Genomic DNA, 24019 nt, shown 5'->3' with positions numbered 1-24019 from the left:
GGGCGGCGCCTGCCGTGTACTCGCCTCGTCACAGTGCCTCCAGCGCGTCGATCTGATCTTCACTCATCCCGAGCAGCCCGCCGAGCACTTCCCTGGTGTGCTCGCCGAGGTCGGGGCCGACATTGCGGATCGGCAGCGATGCGCCCCCGATCACCGGGACGATGCCACCGAAACCCACCTGTTTGGGTTCGGCCTCGCCCACGTCGACGGGGAACATCTGGATCATATTGCGTGCGCGGTACTGCTCGTCGGCCACGATGTCGGCGGCGGTATAGATCGGGCCGCACGGAATGGCGGCGTCGTCGAGCACTTTCAGCGCTTGCGCGCGCGTGCGCCCGATCGTCCATTCCGCGATCGAGGCGTCGAGGCGCTCACGGTTGCGCCAGCGGCCGGAGTTGTCGGCGAGTTCGGGGTCGACGGCCAGGTCGGGGCGGCCGATGACCTGCATGTACCGCTGGAAGATGGCGTCGCCGTTGCCACCGATGATGATGGAGAAACCGTCGCTGGTCGGGTAGGCGTTCGACGGTGCGATGCCCTCCATCCGGCCGCCGACGCGCTCGCGATTGATGCCGTAGGCGAGGTGGTCGGGGATCAGCGATTCCATCACCGACAGGATCGACTCGTTGAGCGCGACATCGATGATCCGCTCCACCTGCGGCACCGGACCCGCGACCCGTTCGCGCTGGAACAGCGCCATCACGGTCCCGAACGCCGCGTAGATGCCCGCGATCGAATCACCGATCGATACCCCGGTACGCACCGGCGGCCGGTCCGGATCGCCCACCAGCTCACGCAGTCCACCGACCGCCTCCGCGACCGCGGCGAATCCGGGCCGAGCGGCCATCGGCCCGGTCTGCCCATATGCCGAGATACGCGTGATCACCAGCTTCGGGTTCGCTTCTTCGAGCGCGGCTGGCCCGAGCCCCCACTTCTCGAGCATCCCCGGCCGGAAGTTCTCGAGGAGCACATCGCACTGCTTCACCAGGTCGAGCACGATCGCGCGCCCCGCCTCGGTGCGCAGATCGAGCACGATCGACTTCTTGTTGCGATTGACGGTGCGATACAGCATCGAGGTATCGCCACCGTACAACCGCCAGTTGCGCAACTCGTCGCCCGTTCCCGGGCGCTCCACCTTGATCACCTCGGCGCCGAAATCGCCCAGAATACGTCCGGCAGTAGGAGCGGCAACATAGTTACCGAGTTCCAGGACGCGAACACCGTCCAACGGCCGAATACTCATGCGCCCAGTATGGCGGCCCACTCGCCATAGCTCGCGCCCCCCTCGCCCACCAACCCCAAGCCCATCCTCCCCCACCCCAGCCACACCCCAAGACCGCAGCCCTACCGCTCCCAGCCCACACCCCCACCCCGAGTCCGCAGCCCTACCGCGCTCCCAGCCCACACCCCCACCCCGAGTCCGCAGCCCTACCGCGCCCAGCCCACACCCCCACCCCGAGTCCGCAGCCCTACCGCGCCCAGCCCACACCCCCACCCCGAGTCCGCAGCCCTACCGCGCCCAGCCCACACCCCCACCCCGAGTCCGCAGCCCTACCGCGCCCAGCCCACACCCCCACCCCGAGTCCGCAGCCCTACCGCGCTCCCAGCCACACCCCACACCCCGAGTCCGCAGCCCTACCGCGCTCCCAGCCACACCCCACACCCCGAGTCCGCAGCCCTACCGCGCTCCCAGCCACACCTCCAGACCCCAAGACCGCCATGACCGCACTCCCGACCCGCACTCCCGACCCCTGGGGAGGGACGGCCACGAAGTGGCCGGTCCGCGGCCGGGTCGCCGGTTAGCGCTCGAAAGCGCACGCGCCGCAGGCGCAAGTCTCGAGCGCTAACCGGCGGCCCTTTGGGCCGCGGACACGCGCGCGCCAGCGCGCCAATAAACACAGCGTATACCGACCTGGGACTACCAAACCCCAGGTCAGCACCACTTCTCAGCTAGCGAGCAACGTCACCCTCAGGGTGGCGCGGAGGGCGTGGTCGACCGTCATGGGGATCACCTGTCGTTCTCGATCGGTAGGTATGCGTCAAAGCACACCGTGAATCCCGTTCGACAGACAGGTTGTGCCTCGGGGCGATCCCAACACCCTCAGCCGATGTGCTCGCGCAGGTAGGCCAGGTCCTCGGCGACCCCTTCGGCCGGGGTTTCCAGGATGACCGGTGCACCGGCCGTGCGGCAGACCTCGGCGAGCAATTGCGGGTCGATGGTGCCGTCGGCGAAATTGGCGTGCCGGTCGGCGCCGGAATCGAATTCGTCGCGCGAGGAGTTCAGGTGCACCAGGTCGATGCGCCCGGTGATGGCCTTGATCCGCTCGACCACCCCGACCAATTCCTCACCACCCGCCCACGCGTGACAGGTGTCGAGACAGAAACCGGCACCGTAGTCCCCGACCGCGTCCCACAGTCGCGCGATCGAATCGAAGTGCCGTGCCATCGCGTGATTGCCGCCCGCGGTGTTCTCGATCAGGATCGGCACCGCGAACCCGCCCTTGTCCTGCTGACGTTCGAACAGCTTGCGCCAGTTGTCGATACCGGTATCGAGCTCGGCATCGGAGCGCACATGTCCCCCGTGCACGACCAGCCCGAACGCACCGAGCTCGGCCGCCGCCTTCGCCTGCTGTGCCACCGCGTTGCGCGAGGGCATCCGCAACCGGTTGTTCAGGCTCGCCACATTGATCTGATAGGACGAGTGCACGACAACATCGATCGGACTGGCCAGAATCTCGGCGGCCTTGGGATGCGGCTGGGGTTTGTCCCAGCTCTGCGGATCGACCACGAACATCTGGACAACCTCGGCACCGAGCTTCTCACCGAAGCCGATCGGATCGCTCTCGTCGCGAACGTGTGCTCCAATGCGCATAGATCCCACCCTAATATCAGGCACCGACAACTTCGGCCGATGTTGCACCGCGGTGGCTTCGGGAGATACATCGGTAGAATTTCGGGCGGCTGCTCTGCCCTGGAGGGGGTGACTCGCGTGTTGCGCAAAGGCGACGTGTTCGCCGGGTACACGATCCGGCGTGTGCTCGGCCAGGGTGGCATGGGCGTGGTCTACCTGGCCAGGCACCCGCGTCTGCCCCGGCTGACCGCGCTGAAACTGCTCAGCCGCGAGCTGTCGGCCGACGAGGAGATCCGCCACCGCTTCGAACGCGAAGCCGATCTGGTCGCCCAGCTCGAGCACCCCAATATCGTCAATGTCTACGACCGCGGCACCGATGACGATCAGCTATGGATCTCCATGCAGTTCGTGGCAGGCACCGATGTCGCGACCGCCGATGTGAACGTGCTCACGCCGGGCCGGGCGGTACAGATCGTCGCCGAGACCGCCACCGCACTGGACTTCGCGCACGCCAGTGGCGTGCTGCACCGCGACGTGAAACCCGCGAACATCCTGCTCGCCAAGCCGCCGATCGGGCGCCCGGAACGCGTGGTGCTCACCGACTTCGGCATCGCGGCGGTGCGCGACAGCGAGACCACGCTGTCCTCGGCGGGCACGATCACCGCCACCCTGGCCTACGCCGCGCCCGAGCACCTGGCAGGCGCACCGCTGGATCATCGCGCCGATCAGTATTCGCTGGCCTGCACGCTGTTCTGGATGCTGACGGGCTCGGTGCCGTTCCCCGGACCGAGTCCGGGCGCGGTCATCCAGGCGCACCTGAGCAAGCCCATTCCCCCGCTGCGCAGTCTGCGCCCCGATCTACCAGCGACGCTCGACGCGGTGCTGGCCAGGGCCACCGCCAAGCGAGCCGAGTCGCGTTTCGCCAGCTGTGCCGAGTTCGCCCAGGCGGCCAAGGCCGCGCTGTTCGCGGTGCCGGGGCCGTGGCATCACCAGCAGCAGTACACGGCGGCGGGCGTGATTCTGCGCGCCCGCGACCCGTACCCGCAGGCACCGGGATATCCCCGGCCGCAAACCCCGGCACAGCCTTACCGCACCGCACCACCGCCCCCCACCCCCGCGCAGCCGCACCCACACGCGCACACCCCGCCGACCACCCCCGCGCAGCCGCACCCACACGCGCACACCCCGCCGACCACTCCGGCGCAGCCGCACCCGCATGCGCCGCGGCCGTCCACGGGCGTGCCCGCGGTGCCACCGCGGCGCGGTACCGCTCGCCCCGGCACTATCGATTTGCCTGGTGGCCGTAACCATCCCGGCTATATCGTGCCGCCCCAGCAGCGGCGTCCGCCGTGATCGTGGCAGCCTTCGACGTCGTCGTCTGCTGATAAGGTTTCGTTGATTTTCCCGTGGCGGGCAACCTCGGCCGCGGCTTTTATGCTGTACGCGCGTGCGCTGGTGGGTCCCGGCGCGCGGCGGGAAGTGGAGCAGACATGCTGGCCAACGGAGATGTCTTCGCCGGCTACGTCATCGAACGGCAGCTCGGTCGTGGTGGCATGGGTTCGGTCTATCTGGCCAAGCACCCTCGCCTGCCGCGGATGACGGCGCTGAAGTTGCTCAATCGCGAGATGTTCTTCGACGCCGAGGTGCGGGCGCGATTCGAGCGGGAGGCCGATCTCGTTTCGCGCCTTGATCATCCGAACATCGTCACCGTCTACGACCGCGGACACGACGACGAACAGCTGTGGATCTCCATGCAGTTCATCGACGGCGTCGACGCGGCATCGGTGGATCCGCAGACACTGCCGCCTGCTCGCGCGCTGCAGATCGTGAAGGAGACCGCCGACGCGCTGGACTACGCGCACGGCATGGGCGTGCTGCACCGCGACGTGAAACCGGCCAATATCCTGCTCGCCCGCTCGGGCGCGGGCCGTGGCGAACGGGTCTACCTCACCGACTTCGGCATCGCCCGATTGCGCGACGACACCGGCCATCTCACCCAGACCGGCACCTTCACCGCGACGCTCGCCTACGCCTCGCCCGAACAGCTCACCGGCGCCGCACTCGACCACCGTTCGGACCAGTATTCCCTTGCCTGCGCGCTGTTCTGGCTGTTCACCGGTTCGGGACCGTTCGCGGCGACCAACCCGGCCGCGGTTATCCAGGGCCACCTTCAGCAACCGCCGCCGTCGTTGAGCAGTGTGCGGCCCGGACTCTCCTACGCGCTGGACGGCGTGCTCGCCAAGGCGATGGCCAAGCGGCCCGATGACCGGTTCGATTCCTGTTCGGACTTCGCCGAGGCCGCGATCGAGGCGCTGAACAGTCCGAGCGCGCCCGCGCTGCCGATTCCCGGTTCGCGACCTGGCACCGGCGGGGCGCTGCCGATCGCCGGGCGACCCACGACGGGCGGCGCGATTCCGCAGACCGGTCTGCCGTATCCCGTTGCCACACAGGGTCCGATGACCGGCGGCCAGATGGGCACCGCCCACGGCCCCATGACCGGCGGGCAGATGGGCACCGGCCAGGGCCCCATGACCGGTGGCCAGATGGGTACCGCCCACGGGCCGACGACCGGTGGCCAGATGGGTACCGTCCAGGGGCCGATGACCGGCGGTCCGATGGGTACCCAGCGGCCGATGAACCAGTCGCCGACCGGCGCTCCGCAGAATCCTTACGCCCAGCAGTCGCGCCCGCAGTACCAGTCCGCGCCGCGGCCACAGGCCAGTGGTTTCACCCAGTATCCGCAGGGACAGCGACCGCCGTCGAAGTCCAACACCGGGCTGATCATCGGCATCGTGATCGCGGTGATCCTGGTGATCATGCTGCTGATCGGCATCGGCATCGCGGCCAGCGGCGATGACGCGGGCGGCGGCGACCGCACGACGACAACGACAGCGGCCGAGCACATCACCCCGAACGCCGCGGCCATCAGCGCCGAATTCGGCCGGATCGTGCCCGCCACGGTCGACGATTCCACCGGGTACAACGGCGCCACCTGCTGGGAGACCGACAACAGCGATCCGCCATCGCCCGCGGAAGGCGAACCCGATTTCGGCGCCTGGGTCCATCTGTGGAGTTGCTTCGGCGGCGGCAACAGCGACGACCCGTTCTACCGGATCTACGCCTTCGACTCCGCCGCCGACGCCAAGTCGGTGCTCGACGGCCTGCCGCCCAACACCAAGTCCATCGACAGCAACGGCGGCAAGCAGTACACCAACTACAAATACACCGACAACGGGAACAAGATCATCACGCAGTTCACCGGCGACCCCGACCGCGCCCAGTTCCTGATGTACACCGACGGCTACGGCACGTCCGACGAGGTGCTGCGCTGGTGGCGCTCGGCACCGCTGAACTGATGTCGATGCAGAACGAGGGCGGCGTTTTCGCCGGATATACGATCGAACGACTGCTCGGCCGTGGCGGCATGGGCTCGGTGTACCTGGCGCGCCATCCGCGGCTGCCGCGCCGCACCGCGATGAAGCTGCTCAACCGGGAGTTGTTCTTCGACAACGAGATCAAGGCCAGGTTCGAACGCGAGGCCGACCTCGTGGCGCAGCTCGAGCACCCGAATATCGTCACCGTGTACGACCGGGGTGTCGAGAACGATCAGCTGTGGATCTCGATGCGCTACATCGACGGTGCCGACGCGTCGTCGCTGCCCTCGCCGGTCGACCCGGCGCGCGCGGTCCGCATCGTCGCCGAAACCGCGGCGGCACTGGACTTCGCGCACAGCCGAGGTGTGCTGCACCGCGATGTGAAACCCGCCAACATCCTGATCGAACCGGTCGACGGCACCGAACGCGTCTACCTCACCGATTTCGGCATCGCCCGCCTGCACGACGACAACGCCGCCAAGCTCACCCAAACCGGCACCTTCACGGCCACACTGGCTTTCGCCTCCCCCGAACAGCTCGCCGGCATCACCCTCGACGGCCGGGCCGACCAGTACTCCCTGGCCTGCACGCTTTTCCGGCTCCTCACCGGAACCACCCCCTTCGATGCCACCAACCCCGTCGCGGTGATCCAAGGCCACCTCCAGCAACCCCCGCCCCGAGCGAGCACCCGCCAATCGGGCATCATCCCCGCGCTGGACGCGGTCCTCGCCCGAGGCATGGCCAAGCGCCCCGAAGAACGCTTCGCCACCTGCGCCGAATTCGCCGCCGCCGCGCAGCGGGCATTAGCCGGTCACCCGGTCCCGCAGCAGATTCACGGCTCGGCGCCGACCAGGACCTACCCACCGAACTCGTCCTTCACCCCGGGCGCCGGTTACCCGGTTGCCGGACACACCGACCCGAATTCACCGGGCGGACAGACGCCATGGCCGGGCACAACCGGTCCCGATCAGCCGTGGGCCGCAGGCGGCCAACCAGGGTACGGCCCGCAGTGGGGAGCCAACGGCGCGCCGGGCCCTGGTCAGCAGTGGCCTGCCGGAGTGGGCGGTCGATCGTGGCCCGCGCAGCCGAGTCCTTCGTGGCCGAGCGGGTCGTCTCCGTACCCCGCGAGCGCGCCGAATGCCCTCGCGCAGCGTCCCCGCGACGCCGGGCGTTCCAGGCAGACGGGCGGGCGCCCGTCGGTCGCCGAGGAGTATCTCGGGAAGAAACGGAACTCACGCTGGGAGGGGTCGCCGATCGGCTGGCTGGCGCTCATCGCCGCTGTGGTGTTCCTCGGCTGGATTCTCATGAAGGCGTTCGGCGATGACGGCGACGCAGGCGCATCGGGTCGGCCGGGTCTCGAAACCTCTTCGGTCACACCGTCTTCCGTGGACGCGACTACCTCCGCGCCCCAGCGCTTGACGTCGACTACGCGTCCGGCCACCGACCGGCAGATCGTCGGCGCCAACGCGGCACAGCTCAGCGACGAGTTCCCCCGCATGCTGCCGCGCACCTCGGCGAGCAACCTCGTCCACGCCGGTTCAGGTCTGGGCAACGCGGGCTGCCTCGCCTACGACCGCGCGAGCGCCGTCCGCCATTCCGACGACGCCGATATGGGCGACTGGTCGGTGATGTGGCATTGCTTCGGCGGTGGCAACAAGGCCAGCTACGAGTTCTTCCACTACCCCTCCGCGGGCCTGGCCGCGCAAGCGATCTCGGGCCTGCCCGCCAATGACGTGCGCCCCACGACGCACACCGACCGCACCTACACGAACTTCGTCCTGCACGACAGCCAGCCACGATCACCGCGCATGGTCACCCGCTTCGACGGCGACCCCGGCCGCGACAGCATGCTCATGTACAGCCGCGGCTTCATCGCCGACGAGGCGCAGATGCTGGATTGGTGGCACGCCGCCCCGCTGGTCTAGGCGTACCTCCGCATTCGCTACGGCCGTGCGCGGCTGAGGACCGCTGCGCGACTGCGCCCTTGGGCGTACCTCCGCATACGCTCCAGCCATGCGCGGCTGAGGACCGCTGCGCGACTGCGCCCCTTTGGCGTAGCTCCGCATTCGCTACGGCCGTGAGCCCTCAGGCGATCAGCGCGTAGTGCACGAAGTCGCGCACCGGTTCGAAGCCGATTCGCTGGTAGATCTTGTTCGACGTCGGATTGGCCAGGTCGGTGAACAGGCAGGCGTCGGCGCCCTCCGCGCGAATCCGGCCCGCGACCGTGGCGGTCAGCGCGCTCGCGAACCCGTTGCCCCGGAACCGCGGTGGGGTGTAGACCGGCCCGATCCTGGCCCAGCCGAGCACCGCCGCGTGCCGGGCAACCAGCGTGACGGGCTTACCGTCGTGCTCCCACAACCACGAGGTTCCGGCCTCGATACGCCTGCGCATCGCCGTCTCGTCGAGTCGCTGTGGCACATCGGCTTCCATACAGAACTCCTCGGTCATCGCGATGCAGACGGCCATATCGTCGACGGTGGCCTGCCGCGGTGCGCCCTGCGCGTCGGGCACGTCCAGGGTGCCGAGGCGGAACAGGCGGACCGAGAACGTCTCGCTGTAGGTGCCGCTGTTGGTCTTGGACCAGTGCGCCGCGAAGGCAGCGGCGTCGGCTTCGGCGCCCTCGACACTGCTCAGCGCGATGTCATGTGCCGGGAAGGCATCGGCGACGGCCGAAATGGCGTGTGCGGGCAGCTCACCGAGGTAGACGGCGCCGTTCGTGCACTGCGCGAGGCCGACGACCTCGCCCGCACTGTTACGGACGCTCAGGAATTGCGTCACCATCCCGCCGGACCTGCCGTTGATCTGGTTCACCAAGGAAGTGGCGATGACCGTGTGGCGCAGTGGATCACCATGCAGGAACGGCCGCACGTCGTCCAGGAACCGGGCCGCGTCAGCGGTGATTTCGATGAGCACCGTATCGACGGTAAGCCTTCACACCCGGGGCCGCATTCGAATTATGAGGTGTATCAGGTTGTTTCGTGCGCGTCCCGATCGGTGCGCAGCTTCAAGAGGATGAGACCAGCCGTGCAGGCCAGGATCAGCCCGGCGACGGCGATCTCCACGTGCAGGCCCGCGATACCGAGGCCGGCGCCGACGAGTCCGCCGACGAAGAACACCCAGCCCATGATCCGTGCGGCAACCGCGAAGGCGCGATTGCCGGGCGGTGTCGATGACACATGCCCAACGGTGGCCGAATCGGTGTTCGCCGCCGCGGTTTCCAGCCGGGGTGTCGAGAGTGCTCCCATGAGATTCTCCTCGATGACGCCGATCAGATACTTGCGTCGCGCAAACCTCGCGCGTCAGGGGTTTCGGTCCGGGCGTCTCATGCGTAACTTTGCTCACACGCTACGACTCGGCGACGTCGAACGTGCGCGACACGTCCCCACGACACGCCGAATTGATCAATCCGATATCTGGACCACTTGCGTTTAAAATGCGCTCTTCGGCCCGACCTGAACTACTGTGAGGCGATCTCGAAGCCGACGAGGAGTAAGCAGGCGATGGATAACAGCAGGGCCAAGTTCGTGGGTCCGGCAGTCGCTGTTGGCGCGGTGTCGCTCGGACTGATCATCATCGGTGCGTGCGGTGTCGGACAACAGGATGTCTATGTTCCGGCGCCGCCGTTGAGCGCGGACCTGGCCGCCGCACCCGCGCGGGCCGCGGACGAACCGACCTCGACGACGGTGCACATCTCGATCCCACCGTCGCCGAGCTGGCGGATCGCGCCGTACATGTCGCCGCGTAAACCGTTCAGCCTCAGCTCCACCGAGACCTCACCGTCGGAGACACCGCCCGAGGGCGAACCGGCTCCCGAGTCCCGCCCCGCCGAGGCGACAACGGAATCCCGGTCGCCAGAGGCGGCGCTGCGCCCGCCGGAGATCACCGAAACCCCGGCCCCCACTACCGCCGAGGGCTGACACGACAATGGTGCGCACCCGAACCGGGCACGCACCATCATCGAACCGCTACAGCTCGACCAGGTCGTACTCGCCGATCCGATCGGCCAGCTCACGCCGATGTTCCAGCGCCCCACCGAGTGTCTGCCCGATCGCGGTCAACCGGGCGACATAGTGGCTCACCGGATACTCCGCGGTGACGCCGATGCCACCGTGCATCTGGATCGCTTCCTGGCCGATGTGCTCGGCGGACTTGCCCACCTGCAACCGCGCCCGTGAGGCGACCACCGGATCGTTGCCGCCGTCGGCCAGCGCCGCCGTCGCGTACAGGCTCATGCTGCGGGCCAGTTCCAGCGAGACGTAGCAGTCGGCCGCCCGCTGGGTGAGCACCTGGAACTTCGACAGCGTGACCCCGAACTGCTTGCGGGTCTTGAGGTATTCGGTGGTCAGCGTGAGCGCGACCTCCATCGCCCCGACCGATTCCGCGCACAGTGCCGCCTGCGCGTAGCCCAGGGTCAGGGCGATCTGTTCGGCCGCGTCGACGTTGTCGCCGAGCAGTGCGCCGGTCGCGTTGCCGAAGTCGAACTGGGCCGCGCGGCGACCGTCGAACGTGCGATACGAACGTCGTTGCACACCAACCTGATTCGGGTCGACCAGGAACAGTCCGGTCCCGCCCCCCGGCAGTAGCGCACTGACGATCAGCTCGTCGGCGACATCACCGCGCAGCACCGGATTCTTCACCCCGGTCAGCGCGTACCCGTCACCGTCGGCCACCGCCGCGGTGGTGAGCTCGGTCGAGGGCCACCGGATGCCGGGCTCGGTGTGGGCGAAGGCGAGCAGGATGGTGCCCTCGGCCAGCGCGGGCAACAGCCGTTGCCGCTGTTCGGCGCTGCCTGCCAGCCGCAGCAATTCGGCCGGGATCACCACCGAGTCGAGCACCGGCTCCGGAGCCAGCGCGCGGCCGAGCTCCTCCTGCACCAGCATCGCCTCGACCGGGCCGGCGCCGACGCCACCGTCCTGCTCGGGAATGGTCAGCCCGAGCACCCCGAGGTCGGCGAGCTGCTTCCACACCGTGCGGTTCCAGCCGGGGTCGGTGTCGCCGGCCTTGGCCAGCGCCTCGCCGTCGTAGAACCGGTGCAGCAGTTCGCGCACGGTGTCACGCAGCATCGTCTGTTCGTCGGTCAGTGCGAGTTCCATGTCAGCGCCTCACAATCCGAGGATCGTGGAGGAAATGATCGAGCGCTGGACCTCGCTCGAGCCTCCGTAGATGGTCACCTTGCGGTAGTTCAGGTAGCCGGGGCCCGTGTGCTGGGCCCACGCGGGCGAGGCGATGCTGTCGGCGCCGACCGGCAGCGCGTCGGCGCCCGCGATGTCGAGCAGCAGTTCGGTGGCGGCCTGCTGTAAGTCCGTGCCCTTGAGCTTGAGTACCGAGGATGCCGGATTCGGCTTGCCCTCAACAGAGTTGGAGACCACCCGCAGCTGGGTCAGTTCCAGGGCGAGCAGTTCGTTCTCCAGCTCGGCCACCCGCGCCGCGAACACCGGGTCGTCGAGCAGTGTGCCGCGCCCGGTTCTGGTGGCGCGGGCATAGTCCTTCGCGAGACCGAGCTTGACCTTGGTCTTGCCGACGCCGGTGATGGAGGTGCGTTCATTGCCGAGCAGGTACTTGGCGTAGGTCCAGCCCTGGTTCTCCTCGCCGACGAGCTGATCGGCGGGCACCCGGACGTTCTCGAAGAACACCTCGTTGACTTCGTAGCTGCCGTCGATCAGCTTGATCGGGCGCATGGTGACACCGGGCGATTTCACGTCGAAGAGCAGGAAGGAGATGCCCGCCTGCTTCTTCGGCGCGTTCGGGTCGGTGCGCACCAGGCAGAAGATCCAGTCGGCGTACTGGCCGAGCGTGGTCCAGATCTTCTGGCCGTTCACGATGTAGGAGTCGCCGTCGCGCACCGCCGTGGTGCGCAATGAGGCGAGGTCGGAGCCCGCGTCGGGTTCGGAAAAGCCTTGGCACCACCAGATGTCGAGCGCGGCGGTGGGCGGAAGGAAGCGCTGCTTGAGCTCCTCGGAACCGAACTGCGCGATCACCGGGCCGACCATCGAGGCGTTGAATGTGAGCGGCTCCGGCACCGAGGCCAGCTGCATCTCGTCGAGCCACAGGTGGCGCTGCATCGGCGTCCAGTCTTTGCCACCCCAGGCGACCGGCCAGTTCGGCACGCACAAGCCGTTGTCGTTGAGGATCTTGTTCGCGGTGACGATGTCCTCGCGGGACAGATCCTCGCCGTGCTTGACCCGGTCACGGATCTCGGCCGGGATCTCGGTCGCGTAGAAATGCCGGAGCTCGTCGCGGAAGGCGACCTCGTCAGGGGACAGGGCTAACTTCATACAGGTCTCCCAGTTACTCGTAGCCGTCGAAGAGAAACCTACCCTTCGGTAATCCCCGGTGTCGACTACATCACACTCCGATGACTGTCCCAGCGGCGCTCGCTCCACCGTCGGCGGCTCGGCGACCCGTGCGACGACCTGGTACGTTGCCAGACGAACCGGACTATCCGGCGACGAGCATCCACCGAGGAGTTACGGGTGAACGGCAGATCCATCGCAGGTAGAGCGGCGGCGGTCACCGCGGCGAGCATCAGCGCGCTGGCACTGCTGGCCCCGAGCGCGGCCGCGACACCCACCGACGACGCGATCGGCCACCTCACCCACCTCGCCGGCGACGACACCACGGCGAAAGCCGGTGTCGGCGCGATCGCGAGCTTCACCAGCATCGTCGGCGTCGACACGCTGCGCGACATCTCCACGCAGTTCAGCCCCTTCACCTACGCGGCCCCCACCTTCGGCTGCGGCAGCAACGGCCCGATCACCACGATCATCGCCGCGGCATCGTTCGAAGGACCGGGCCCGCGCACCGAGACGAGCCTGGCACCGGGCGACATCCGCTTCAGCGCGAGCCCGCGCCACACCGGCGTTCCGCTGGCATCGGGCCTCAGTGTTGCCTGGGTCAATGTGAACAACGGTCAGAGCGGCATCGTCGGCCTCGACGACCAGACCGAATTCGCTCTGCCGTCACTGTCGAAGACGGTGCGCAGCGGTGCGGGCACGGTGGTCGCCTCGATGTGGGGAACCATCGACTACGCGGGCGCTCGCTGCGTGATGACCCCGACCGTCGGCACATTCGTGGTGCCCGATCTGCCGGTGGCGGTCCCCGAAGCCCCCGCGGCTGCGCCCGCCCCCGATCCTCGGGCCGTCAGCCCGGGCTCGGGCGAATCATCCTCGGGCACCCCGACACCGCAGGCCCAGGCCGCCCCGGCGCCCGCTCCGGCCCAAACGATCCAGCCTGCACCGGTGCCCGCTCCCCCGGCCCCACCGGCGGCGGCCAACGTCGGCGGCTGAGCCGACTCTCACCGGACGATCCCCACAGACGGCGGAGCCGACTCACCGGACAACCCCCACAGACGGCGGAGCCGACTCACCGGACAACCCCCACAGACGATTTGAGCGACTCTCACCGAACGATCCCATGATCGGCGAGGACGAATTCGCCGATCGGACAGCGGTGCGCCGGATCCGCGGGTCACCTAACGGCTGGGTCAGCCGGTTGGGCAGAACAGCCGCGTCGACGGACGAATCAGCTGATCGGGCGGATCCGCAGGACGGTGCCTTCCTCGGAACCGGCGAGCAACGCGGACGGGTCGGCGGGGTCGGCGACGACCGCGGTCAGCGGTTGGGTGGCGACAACAGTGCAGGCGGCACCGGTGGCCGGGTTGACCCGGACGAGGCGGCCGGCCAGCGTCGTGACGTAGAGGGCGCCGTCGCGGACGACCAGGTCGTCGACGAAATCGGGCAGGTTGCCGAACGACGTCAGGTCGGCGACGGTGGTCGCCGCGCCCGGGTTGGTGCGCGAGAGTCGCAGCACGCGACCGACCGGGCCGCCGCTGCCGGCGAAGTTCGCGGTGACATAGACCGAATCACCCGACACCACAACACCGTTGGGTCCGTCGATGCTGACGGCCGACCACCAGTCCATGTCCTCGCTGCCGTCGCGGCGCAAGCGGTGCAGGCCGTTGCCGGTGGTCACATACAGGTTGCCGTCGGCGTCGAACGCGGCACCGTTGGGCTGCGGGAACCCGGTCGCGAACGCGACGGGGTTCGGGCGCGCTGCCGCCGGGTCGAAGCGGACGATACCGCCCGAACCGGCCAGCGGCGAGTTGCCGGTGACCACGTACAGCAATCCGTCGGGACCGAGCCGGACCGCACCGGGCGATGGCACGGCGACAGTGGCGGTGAGTCGCCCGTCGCGGTCGTAGCGCTGCACCTCGCCGCGCATGACCCGCGACACCCACAGGTCACCCTGGGCATCGATGCCGAAGTTCTCCGACCAGTCCAGCAGCGGCACACTCGACCTGATCGCGACGTCTTGGCGCGCCTGTCCGCACGATGACAGCGGCGCTGCGCCCGCGATGGCACCGGTACCGAGCGAGGCGCTGGTCACGACGGCCGCGCCGACCACAACACGGACGACGCAACGACGGAACGACAACATCTGCAACCCTCGACTCTGTTGAACCAGTTCGACGCGCGAAGTCTAACGGCTGCGGGCCCACCATGTGCGGCCCACGTCACCCGCGGTTCCGGTCACCGATGTCCATGGACTGGTGCTGTCCCCCATGACAATTGAGTCAGCGCGGCGGTGATAATCGAGGCGTGCCCTATTTCGACAGCGAGCGTGGACGACTCCACTGCCGGTGCTGGTCCATCGACCAGCCCGCGGCGAGGCTGGCGCTGTTGCCCGGTACCGGTCAGCACAGCGGGCACTACCACCGCTTCGCCGCGGCATTGCGTCCCGCCGGGATCGAGCTGTGGACGCTGGACACCTCGGGGCAGGGACTGAGCGAAGGCGATCCCGACGCGCCGGGCACCATCGACGAGCTGACCGCCGACGCGCGGGGATTTCTCGAACTCGTCCGCGCCGATCATCCGGACGCGCCGGTGTTGATGGGCCACTCCCTCGGCGCGGTCACCGCCGTGAATCTCGCCCGCGAAAACCCGTCTGAGCTGGCCGGACTTGTCCTCTGTGGCACCCCGCGTCGCGTCGCCGACGCGGTGGGGGATCCCGGTCTTGCGCTGCTCGCGGTGCACGGCGTGGACGACCGGCGGGCACCCATCGATGTGATCCGGCTATGGACAGCACGGCACCGATCGGTAGATTTGCGCGAGTACGCCGACGCCGGACACGACCTGTTGCACGAACCGGTGCACCATCGGGTGGCGGCCGATATCGCGGAGTGGGTACTCACCGCGGTGCGATGAACGACGAAGGGGGAACCGGTGCAACCGAACCGAACGGGGCTGCCGAATACGGCGGCTCTCGGCCAAGCCGTCGACGAGGGTGGGCTGTGGATCGACGGGGTACTCGTCGCCGACGGCGCGCCCGAACGGTGCGCGCTGCGCTACGAACGACTGGCCGATGAAGTCGAAGCCCAGGTGCGGGTTCTCAGCCAGGCCACGGTCATCCCCGGTTTCGGTGGACTTGCCTCGGGCGGCGCCCTGCGTACCGGCTTCGAGACCAAGGCGACCGAGGCACTCGACGAACTGCGCGTCTACGCGAGCACCGCGCGCGAGCTGGCCGCGGTGTTCCGCGCCGCCGGGGTGACCTACCGCGATGCCGATCAGGCATTGGCGGGCGCGGTCGCCGCGATCGAGGTTCCCGGTGGTGGCGATGCGTAGCATTTCCGGCCGCACCGACGCGGACTACGTATCCGTCGTCGAAGTCTTCGACAACCTGTCCCATGCCGAAATCCACAGTGCGGTAAGGCAACTCGACCCGGCGGCACTGGCAGGCGCGGCCGGGACCTTCTTCACCACCGCCACCGGCCTCGGTGACGGTATCGAGATCGCACACGGTGAGATCCGGGCCGCCATCGCCGACGGCTGGCGCGGCGCCGCGGCACAGCGGGCCTGCGACGCCGTGCGCGACTTCGAGCACACGGGTCGGCGCATCGCCGATGTCTTGACGGCGGTCGGCGTCCGGCTCAGTCAGGCAGGCGACGCCGCCGAGTCCATTCGCACCGCCGTCGCGGAACCCGCTGGTACGCAGCCCGATCCGGCTGCGGCGCTCCTCGACTCCGAGCAGGCGGCGACCAACGCCACGATCACCCGCGAGGCCGAGAACGCTCGGCTCGACGCGGTGGCGGCGATGGAGACGATCTACGCCGGAGCCTTCCTGCCGACCGGGTCGGGGGTGCCCGCGTTCACCGGGATCGCCACGGAGACAGGAACTGCCGCTGCCGGTGCCGCGCCGTCGGGTGCCGTGCCATCGGCCGGAATCCCGCAGGTCACCGCGCCCGCGGTCATCGCATCGACGACCACACCGGCAACCGTCGCCGCCGCCACGATGCCCGCCGGGTCCTCGCCGGTAGTCGGCGGCACGAGCACGACATCGACAAGCAGCGGCGCGCTCCCGGCCAACGGGAACGCCGCGGCCCCGGCACAGGGGACGGCCCCAGCCGCCACGACCCCGGCCGCTGTCGCGAATCCGGGTCGGCCGCTGACCAACTCCACGGGAACTGCGAGCACCACCCCGGCTGGGCCGGCGAGCACCACCCCGGCATCGACCACGGCACCAGGGTCGAGGCCTGCGGGCAGCCGCCCACGCCCCGCAACGGCCGACACCGGTACCACCGCGGCGGCCTCCGGTCAGGTGGCCGAGGCCGCGGCAGGCAGCGATGGGCGGCAGGAACGTGATCCCGCGGTGGCCGGTGGTGAGGCCGCGGCCGGGATGGGTGCGGGCGCGATCGGCGGCATGATGGGTGGGGCGATCGCCGCCGCGGATCAGACCCGGCCCTCCGGTAGGCCGCGGCCTGCCCCGGTGGCGGAGCCAGAGGACGAGGAAGACGAGTTCCTGCGGTTCCTCGAGGAGGAGCCGACCTATCTCGAGCCCGCCGACGAGGTGAACGCGCTGATCGGAAAGATGGATCCGACCAGTCCCGCCGTGCTCGGTGAGTGGACCGAGCGGGAGTGAACTGGCACTTCACCCCGGACCAGTTCGCGCTGACCTGGGCACGCACGGACGGCGACCGGATCCCCTATCCACTCGCCGTCCGTGCCTCGGCACGCGACACCGTCGAGCGCGCCGCCCAGCAACCCGCGCTCGACGCCTGGTGCGCCCGCACCCTCGACGCCGACCTCGCGGCCGCCCTGCGCGTGCTGGCGAAACCGGAGATCCGGGTCGAGGTGTGTGGCCACGCGCCCGCGCCGGTGCGGATGCTCGGCGCGGTCACCGCGGATGTCGCGGTGCTCGCGGTGCAGGATCCCGGCAGCGCGCCCGACCGTGGCGGCTCGGTCCACGTTCAGGTCGGCAGCACGAAACGTCTTGCGGCCCAGGTGTTTTCCAAACTTCCGGCGCAACCTCCCGGCCTCGTACCGCGCATCACAGCCCCGGCGACTCGCGTCGGCGAGGACAGCCGCGATCTGGTGACCGCCCCCGTCGCGGGCCCGTCCGACGCCGCCCGCATCCGCAGGCTCCTACAGCGCCCCCGCAGCGGCATCGGCCAGATCCTCGTCGCGGCGGGCACCGACCCGAAACCCACCGGTGTGCTGTCCTGGATCGACCTCACCGGCGACGGCCGCTACCTGGTCCACGCCAGCCGGCACATCGACATCACCCCCGCCACCCCCGATTCCGCCGTCGAATGGATACGCCGCCTACTCCGCAGCGTCTGACTACCCCACTCCACCACAGTCCACACCGAAGAAAGCCCGCCTCGATTGGTCCGGTAAGCCCCACATCCCCCTCCCACTCCCGGGCCGGTAAACCCCTATGTGTCCCTACCCAAAGGGGCCCGCCCCGATCTGGACTGACCGGAGGGTGCGACGAAGGAGTACCCGGAGGGAGGGAAGATCGGGGCCTCAGGGGCCCCGCTCGAGCGCGCCAGCGCTCCAAAAACACAGCCACCAAACGACCCTGGGCGGGCAAGCGCCGATACCCAGCCCGCTAGCCGAGCTGAAGAAACCCTGCCAGGTCGGCCAACTCCTCCGGCGTATCCGGAAGATACTCGGTGAGCAAAGGCGAGCGGATAACGATCGCCTTCCACATAGCTCGACACAAAGTGGCGTGAATGACAGTGCGCGACAACAGAGGTCGCATCCCGAACGGCGCGTCAGCAGGTGTCGATGTAGTCATCGACAGCAGAACCACAGCGGCTTCCCGACCCCGGAACCGGTCGGGCGTCCCCACGAGCACATCTTCGATCTTGGCGCGGGCCAGCAGCGTTCGAATGCGCGCCACCTGGGCGGCGTAGGGGGCGACGACGAAGATGTCGTGGGGGTGGAGTTTGCGGGTTCCACCGTCGGAGGTCCAGGTTTCGCCGAGCAGGACGCGCACCCGGCGCACCACTTCGCGCGCCTCGGCGTCGGATTCGGTGGCGCTGCCGCGGTGCTCGACGAGCACCGTGCTCACGCCGGGCGCGATCCCCGCCAGATCCCTTGTCAGCGTGATCGCCTCGTCCGCGCGTAGCCGGCCGTCGTAGCAGCTCGCCGACACCGGTTCACAGACCGCGGGGTGCATGCGCCAGGTGCGGTCGAGGAAGTAGCCGCGGTCGACCGGCAGCGTCGCCGCCCCTTCGCACAGCCACTCCAAGGCCGAGACCTGCACGGGCTGTGGATGTTTCGCCTGCGACCTGGCCGGGACGGGGTCGCCGATCAGCAGCAGATTGCGCGCGCTCACCGCGACCGCGACGGTATCGGCCAGTGAGCATTCACCGGCGTCGGCGATCACCAGCAGATCGAGGGCGCCGGGTGCGATCAGCCGGTCGTCGACGAAATCCGCGGTGGTACCGCCGATCACGCAACCGTTGACAGCATTGTCGAGGAACCGTGGATACCGGGTGGCATCGATCGCCGACCATTCGAGGCCGACCGAGGCGACGTCCTTCTTCGCCACGAGCTCGGGCAGCAGTCCCGCCTCGACGACCGCGTCGAAGATCCGCTCGATCACCGCGTGCGACTGCGCCACCACCCCGATCCGCCACTTGTGCCGGGTGACCAGCCGCTCGAGCGCACGCCCGGTGATCCCGGTCTTGCCGGTGCCGGGCGGGCCGTGCACGGCCAGGTACGAGGCGTCCAGCGCACCGACGGCGTGGGCGAGGACAGCGCCGAGGTCATCGTGGGGGTGCGGGAGCGCCATCCCGTCGCGCAGCCGTGGCGCGCGACGCAACAGCAGGTCGTAGACCGCGTTCTCCGGAACCCACGGCAGGCTCATCAGCAGGTCCTGCGCGGTGAACTCCAGCGCGGCCTCGATCTCGGCCTCCCCATCGGGCGGGCCGGGAGCGATAGCCGCGGGCAGGTCGTCGTAGGGCGGGCAGCCTGCCGGGAGCAGTTCTTCCAGCCGGACGGTGTCGTCGAAATTCGGGTCGACGGCGCACCCGAGCACGGTGGCGGTGGCGGTGGCGCGGCGGCCGAGCGTCTGGGTCATGCCCGCCGCGGCGGCACCGTCGTAGATGGTGACCATCTGCGTGCCGGGGGTGAGCGTGGCGCCCGTGCCCAGCCTGCCGGTGAGCGTGAGGTAGCGGCGCATCGTCGGAAGTTGCGGCGTGCGATGCCATTTGGTGTCGACCGTTCCCCATTCGACGACGAGCACGCCCGGCGCGTCGGCCCAGTCGCCGACCGGATGGCCGAGCCGATCGATGTGGGCCCACCAGCGGGGCTGCCGTTCACGCCGGTGATAGCCGAGGACCGCGGCCGTCAGGGCGGCGGCGCGCGCCGAATCTCCGTGCGCGTCAGCGGCGAACTCACTGAGCGCCGCTTCCAGCGAGCCGGGGTGCAGCGAGGGCGGCACATCGGATTCCGCGACGGCGAACCGAGTGCCCGGCACCGCGATTCCCGCGTCGGTCGCGCGATCGAGCAGCCAGTCGCGGATACCGAGAATCGTCGCCGCCCGGCCGGGCGTGTCCGGCAGCAATGCGGCGAGTCCCGCTGCGTCATAGGACTGTTCACCGATCAACAGCGCGGTACGCACGATCGGTGCCAGGTCGACCAGCGCGCCATCGGCCAACAGCTCATCCAGCAGGTCGGCACCGGTGCCGAGCCGGCCGGCCCCATCGAGTAGCGCCGTCCGAATATCCGACCCGTAGTGGTACACCCGCACATCCGGATCCGCCGCCCGATGCTCGGCGATGATCTCCAGCAACTCCTCGAACACTCCCCCGCCCTGCGACGGCGAGGCGGTCGCGACACTGTGAGCGCGTTCCATGACAGCGTCAGCCGAGCCGAATTCACCGGTCCCGCTCCGGTCACCGGCCACCGCACGATTGAAGCCGGCGGGGCCGCGGGTACCGGCTGGATGTGCATCGGCCGCCGTCACATCGGCCGAGTCGCTGATGACTATGCGTGCGAAAGCGATGGTGTCGGCCTCCGACAGATCGGCACCGCCGCCCGCACGCCCGGGGCAGGCGGGCGTCGGTTCGGCGCTGGGGTAGCCGCCCGGATTCGCCGGTTCGACGCCGTTCGGCCCGAAGACCACCGCGTTGGTGTCCATCGGATCGACCGAAGTGCCACCCGAGCCCACACTGTGCGGCCGGTCGACACCGGCGACTACCGGCCGGAAGACGATGCCACTCGCATCGGCGAGTTCGAGTCCGGTGCTGGTGCCGTGCCGGTCGAGGTCGATGACCAGCGCGAGGTCGCCCGAGCACGGGGCGGGCAGGGCGCCGAGGGCTGCGGCGTCGCGGAGGGTGAAGGTGGGACGGCCGGTGCGTTCGCGGACGAGTTGGAGCTCGGCTTGTGTGCGCAGCGCGGTCAGCGTGCGGGGGGCCAGGCCGGGGACGGGGGTGTTACCGGTGGCGAGGCGGTCGATCGTGAGCACGCCCGCCTCGCGCAGCCTGGCGCGCTGGGTGGGGCGAATTCCCGCGACCAGCAACAGGTCTCGCGCGGTAGCCGCCGCCGCACGGCAGCTCGGACAGTGCCCGCACGCCAGGTAGCGGGGGTCGCCCCACTGGACGGGCAGCAGTTCCGCCAACTTGTCCTCGATGATGAGTTCCACGCGAGCCCGCCGCGCCGAATACACCGGCGCCAGTTCATCGGTCACGTCGCGCCGCACACCATCGGCTGTCCACAGATACGCCGACGGATCGACAGACCCGCCCAGCTCGGCGAGGGCATGCGCACAGGCCGCCGATTCGAGACGAGCGCACAGCAATTCGCGCGCCGGATCGGCTTTGACCGCGTGCACCGACGCCGCGGCCCGCTCGAACGGCGTCCGACCGGCGGCCAACTCGCGACGCAGGATACGAATGTCGGCGGGCGGCACGGCCATCGCCCCGACGGGACTGCCGGTCCGCTCGTCCGCCCATGACACCGACGCCGAGCCGATCTGGCCTGGCGACAGCTCCCGGCGCGGGGAGTTCGACGGTGCGACAACCGAAACCGGGGCCACGTCCAGGAAACCCGTTGCCGCGGAATCGAACTCCACCCGGGCACGGGAATCGCCGAGCACACCCAACGCGGCCCGTCCGACGGCACTGTGCAGCGTGTATCGCGGTTCGTTCTCGGCGCGGACCACAAGATCTGCCCGGCAGGCGAATCGACCGTCGAAGAACACCGCGCCGTAGATCGCCTCGGCGCTGGAGCTCAACGCTCGCGCGGTGTGCTCCGCGGCGCAGGTCAGCGCCGCGATCCGGGCAGCCGCGCCCCCGCCGAGCACCTCCGGCGACGGGATCCGGACCAGCCTGTCGCCGAAGTGGGCGACCAGTTCGGCGGACGGTTCGGCCGTGCGCACCAGCGGGGCGGTCGTGTCGGGGACCCCGGGCAGGTTGCCGAGTGCCGCGTCGATTCCGCGCAGCACCGCGAACTCACAGTTCGCCGCGCGCGCGAGATCGCCGACGGCACCGACCACCCGATCACCGGACACGAACAAGCGCGGCCCTCCTGTGTTCACGCACACCCGACGCCCAACACCTTAACCAGCGTTGCGAGCGACCAGGGCACTACCCGCGGACAGGGCGAAACACGCCTGACCTCGGCCCCGGCGCCCACAAGCAGGGCTCAGGTGCGCGGCTTGCGCCGTTCGGTACGCGGACGCGCCTCGCGGTCGCGGCGCGGGCCACGAGCGTTCAGTCGCTGCGCCGGTGCGCCCTGGTCGGGCGTCAGCTGGATCAGCACGCCGCTGATCCTGGTGCGCCGCAAGGCTTCCAGGGTTTCGTTGGGCAGGTTGGCCGGCAGCTCGACAAGGCTGTAGTCGGGCCGGATGCTGATGTGGCCGAAGTCGCTGCGACGCAGGCCACCCTCGTTGGCGATGGCGCCGACGATCGCACCGGGGACCACGCGATGGCGCTTACCGACGCTGATCCGGTAGGTGGCGAGTTCTTCGCCGTTCTCCCGGTTGAACGACGGCGGACGCGGGGCGCGGTCCTCGTCGTCGTAGCGGCGCGGGGCGCGCTCACGGTCGCGATCGAAGTCACGCTCGCGGCGCGGCGCGGGCTCCGGCTCGGGCGCCATGAAGAAGTTGTCGCCATCGTAGCCACCGACGGCAAGTGCGGCGGCGATATCGGCGAGCGGGGTGTTGTGCTCGGCCTCGTAGTCCTCGATCAGCTTGCGGAACAGCGCGATGTTGTCCGAGGACAGGTTCTCGGTGATCGAGTCACCGAACTTCGCGGCACGGGTCGCGTTGACGTCGTCGACCGAGGGCAGCTGCATCTCGGTGAGCGCGCTCTTGGTGGCCCGCTCGATCGACTTGAGCAGGTGACGCTCGCGCGGGGCGACGAACAGCAGGGCCTCGCCCGAACGGCCGGCGCGACCGGTGCGGCCGATGCGGTGCACGTAGGACTCGGTGTCGTGCGGGATGTCGTAGTTCACCACGTGCGAGATGCGGTCGACGTCCAGACCACGCGCGGCCACATCGGTGGCGACCAGGATGTCGATCGAGCCCGACTTGAGCTGGCCGATGGTGCGCTCACGCTGGTTCTGCGCGATGTCACCGTTGATCGCCGCGGCGGAGAACCCACGCGAACGCAGCTTCTCGGCCAGCTCTTCGGTGGCCTGCTTGGTGCGCACGAAGATGATCATCGCCTCGAAGGCTTCGACCTCGAGCACGCGAGTCAGGGCATCGAGCTTGCGCTGATGCGACACCTGCACATAACGCTGGGTGATGTTGGTGTTGGTCTGAGACTTGGACTTGACCGTGATCTCGACCGGATCGTTGAGGTACTGCTTGGAGATCTTGCGGATCACGCCCGGCATGGTGGCCGAGAACAGCGCGACCTGCTTGTCCTTGGGAGTGTCGCGCAGAATGCGCTCGACGTCTTCCTGGAAGCCCATCTTGAGCATCTCGTCGGCCTCGTCGAGCACCAGGTAGCGCAGCTGGGTCAGATCCAGCGTGCCCTTCTCCAGGTGGTCGATCACGCGGCCGGGCGTGCCGACGACAACGTGCGCGCCGCGGCGCAGACCCGACAGCTGCACGCCGTAGCTCTGCCCGCCGTAGATCGGCAGCACGTGCAGACCCGGGATGTGCGAGGCGTACTTGCCGAACGCCTCGGCGACCTGGATCGCGAGCTCACGAGTCGGCGCGAGCACCAGGGCGCTCGGCTTCTTCTGCGCGGTGTCCAGATTCATCAGGATCGGGATCGCGAATGCCGCGGTTTTGCCGGTGCCCGTCTGGGCGAGGCCCACCACGTCGGCGCCGGACAGCAGCGGGGGAATCGTCGCCGCTTGAATCGGGGACGGCGACTCGTAGCCCACATCGGCGATGGCCGCGAGGACGCGGTCATCGATCCCGAGATCGGCGAAAGTCGGGCCGGTGTCGTTCCTGTCGTCGTCGGCAGGAACGCTGTCGACCTCATTTGTACTCATTGACCTGTACTTTACTGCCTGGCGGTAGCTGGCCCAACCACCAGGTGAATACGGTGAGACCT

18 protein-coding genes are annotated in these 24019 nt (G+C 69.0%); 9 read left to right on the top strand and 9 right to left on the bottom strand.

All coding sequences use genetic code 11. The features are described from left to right. Positions 1–28 precede the first annotated feature (28 nt). Entirely contained in the window at positions 29–1240 is a 1212-nt protein-coding gene (locus ACTWPB_RS13330; protein ID WP_446225962.1) for a CaiB/BaiF CoA transferase family protein, read from the bottom strand. A gap of 858 nt (positions 1241–2098) precedes the next feature. After that, positions 2099–2869 carry a deoxyribonuclease IV gene (locus ACTWPB_RS13325; RefSeq protein ID WP_446225961.1) on the bottom strand — a complete coding sequence of 257 codons (771 nt, stop codon included), beginning with the start codon at positions 2867–2869 and terminating at the stop codon, positions 2099–2101. Between the two features lie 108 nt (positions 2870–2977). On the opposite strand from ACTWPB_RS13325, the gene ACTWPB_RS13320 reads away from it, so the two are divergent. The 3 genes from ACTWPB_RS13320 (at position 2978) to ACTWPB_RS13310 (ending at position 8147) form a co-directional block, all read left to right on the top strand. Beyond that, on the top strand, positions 2978–4201 hold the full coding sequence (locus ACTWPB_RS13320) for a protein kinase domain-containing protein (RefSeq protein WP_446225960.1): 1224 nt from the start codon (positions 2978–2980) through the stop codon (positions 4199–4201). A gap of 137 nt (positions 4202–4338) precedes the next feature. Then, entirely contained in the window at positions 4339–6204 is a 1866-nt protein-coding gene (locus ACTWPB_RS13315; protein WP_446225959.1) for a protein kinase domain-containing protein, read from the top strand. Further along, positions 6180–8147, top strand: a complete 1968-nt coding sequence (locus ACTWPB_RS13310) for a protein kinase domain-containing protein (RefSeq protein ID WP_446225958.1) — start codon at positions 6180–6182, stop codon at positions 8145–8147. Before ACTWPB_RS13315 ends, ACTWPB_RS13310 begins: the two co-directional genes overlap by 25 nt. Positions 8148–8307: 160 nt before the next feature. Here the strand turns inward: ACTWPB_RS13310 and ACTWPB_RS13305 are convergent, their stop codons facing one another. Together ACTWPB_RS13305 and ACTWPB_RS13300 are read right to left on the bottom strand one after the other, a co-directional pair. Beyond that, entirely contained in the window at positions 8308–9135 is an 828-nt protein-coding gene (locus ACTWPB_RS13305) for a GNAT family N-acetyltransferase (protein ID WP_446225957.1), read from the bottom strand. A 53-nt stretch (positions 9136–9188) separates the two neighbouring features. Continuing rightward, a complete protein-coding gene (locus ACTWPB_RS13300; protein WP_446225956.1) occupies positions 9189–9467 on the bottom strand; it encodes a hypothetical protein in 279 nt (92 codons plus the stop codon). 255 nt (positions 9468–9722) lie between these two features. On the opposite strand from ACTWPB_RS13300, the gene ACTWPB_RS13295 reads away from it, so the two are divergent. Further along, positions 9723–10139, top strand: a complete 417-nt coding sequence (locus ACTWPB_RS13295; protein ID WP_446225955.1) for a hypothetical protein — start codon at positions 9723–9725, stop codon at positions 10137–10139. Positions 10140–10187: 48 nt separating this feature from the next. Here ACTWPB_RS13295 and ACTWPB_RS13290 read toward each other — a convergent pair whose 3' ends face one another. Together ACTWPB_RS13290 and ACTWPB_RS13285 are read right to left on the bottom strand one after the other, a co-directional pair. Then, entirely contained in the window at positions 10188–11315 is a 1128-nt protein-coding gene (locus ACTWPB_RS13290) for an acyl-CoA dehydrogenase family protein (RefSeq protein WP_446225954.1), read from the bottom strand. A gap of 9 nt (positions 11316–11324) precedes the next feature. After that, positions 11325–12497, bottom strand: coding sequence for an acyl-CoA dehydrogenase family protein (locus tag ACTWPB_RS13285; RefSeq protein ID WP_446225953.1), 1173 nt, complete (start codon positions 12495–12497; stop codon positions 11325–11327). A 198-nt stretch (positions 12498–12695) separates the two neighbouring features. Between ACTWPB_RS13285 and ACTWPB_RS13280 the strand changes: the two genes are divergently transcribed. Further along, positions 12696–13508 (top strand): hypothetical protein, encoded by an 813-nt coding sequence (locus ACTWPB_RS13280; RefSeq protein WP_446225952.1) that lies wholly within the window; start codon positions 12696–12698, stop codon positions 13506–13508. A 235-nt stretch (positions 13509–13743) separates the two neighbouring features. Here the strand turns inward: ACTWPB_RS13280 and ACTWPB_RS13275 are convergent, their stop codons facing one another. Next, positions 13744–14658 carry an SMP-30/gluconolactonase/LRE family protein gene (locus tag ACTWPB_RS13275; protein ID WP_446225951.1) on the bottom strand — a complete coding sequence of 305 codons (915 nt, stop codon included), beginning with the start codon at positions 14656–14658 and terminating at the stop codon, positions 13744–13746. Between the two features lie 161 nt (positions 14659–14819). Here ACTWPB_RS13275 and ACTWPB_RS13270 point away from each other — a divergent pair, with 161 nt between their 5' ends. Genes ACTWPB_RS13270 through ACTWPB_RS13255 form a run of 4 tightly spaced genes read left to right on the top strand, consistent with a single transcriptional unit; the run spans position 14820 to position 17837 of the window. Next, entirely contained in the window at positions 14820–15425 is a 606-nt protein-coding gene (locus ACTWPB_RS13270; protein WP_446225950.1) for an alpha/beta hydrolase, read from the top strand. Positions 15426–15443: 18 nt separating this feature from the next. Further along, positions 15444–15842 (top strand): hypothetical protein, encoded by a 399-nt coding sequence (locus tag ACTWPB_RS13265; RefSeq protein WP_446225949.1) that lies wholly within the window; start codon positions 15444–15446, stop codon positions 15840–15842. Beyond that, positions 15835–17136, top strand: a complete 1302-nt coding sequence (locus tag ACTWPB_RS13260) for a WXG100 family type VII secretion target (RefSeq protein WP_446225948.1) — start codon at positions 15835–15837, stop codon at positions 17134–17136. The genes ACTWPB_RS13265 and ACTWPB_RS13260 overlap by 8 nt, the downstream gene beginning before the upstream one ends. Further along, positions 17133–17837, top strand: coding sequence for an ESX secretion-associated protein EspG (locus ACTWPB_RS13255; protein ID WP_446225947.1), 705 nt, complete (start codon positions 17133–17135; stop codon positions 17835–17837). The genes ACTWPB_RS13260 and ACTWPB_RS13255 overlap by 4 nt, the downstream gene beginning before the upstream one ends. A 271-nt stretch (positions 17838–18108) precedes the next feature. Here ACTWPB_RS13255 and ACTWPB_RS13250 read toward each other — a convergent pair whose 3' ends face one another. Both ACTWPB_RS13250 and ACTWPB_RS13245 read right to left on the bottom strand, forming a co-directional pair. Continuing rightward, positions 18109–22020 carry an AAA domain-containing protein gene (locus ACTWPB_RS13250; protein WP_446226326.1) on the bottom strand — a complete coding sequence of 1304 codons (3912 nt, stop codon included), beginning with the start codon at positions 22018–22020 and terminating at the stop codon, positions 18109–18111. Between the two features lie 134 nt (positions 22021–22154). Then, a complete protein-coding gene (locus ACTWPB_RS13245) occupies positions 22155–23957 on the bottom strand; it encodes a DEAD/DEAH box helicase (RefSeq protein ID WP_446225946.1) in 1803 nt (600 codons plus the stop codon). Positions 23958–24019 lie beyond the last annotated feature (62 nt).

The organism is Nocardia sp. IBHARD005 (genome assembly GCF_052814245.1).
This window is presented reverse-complemented; position numbering and strand designations above follow the sequence as displayed.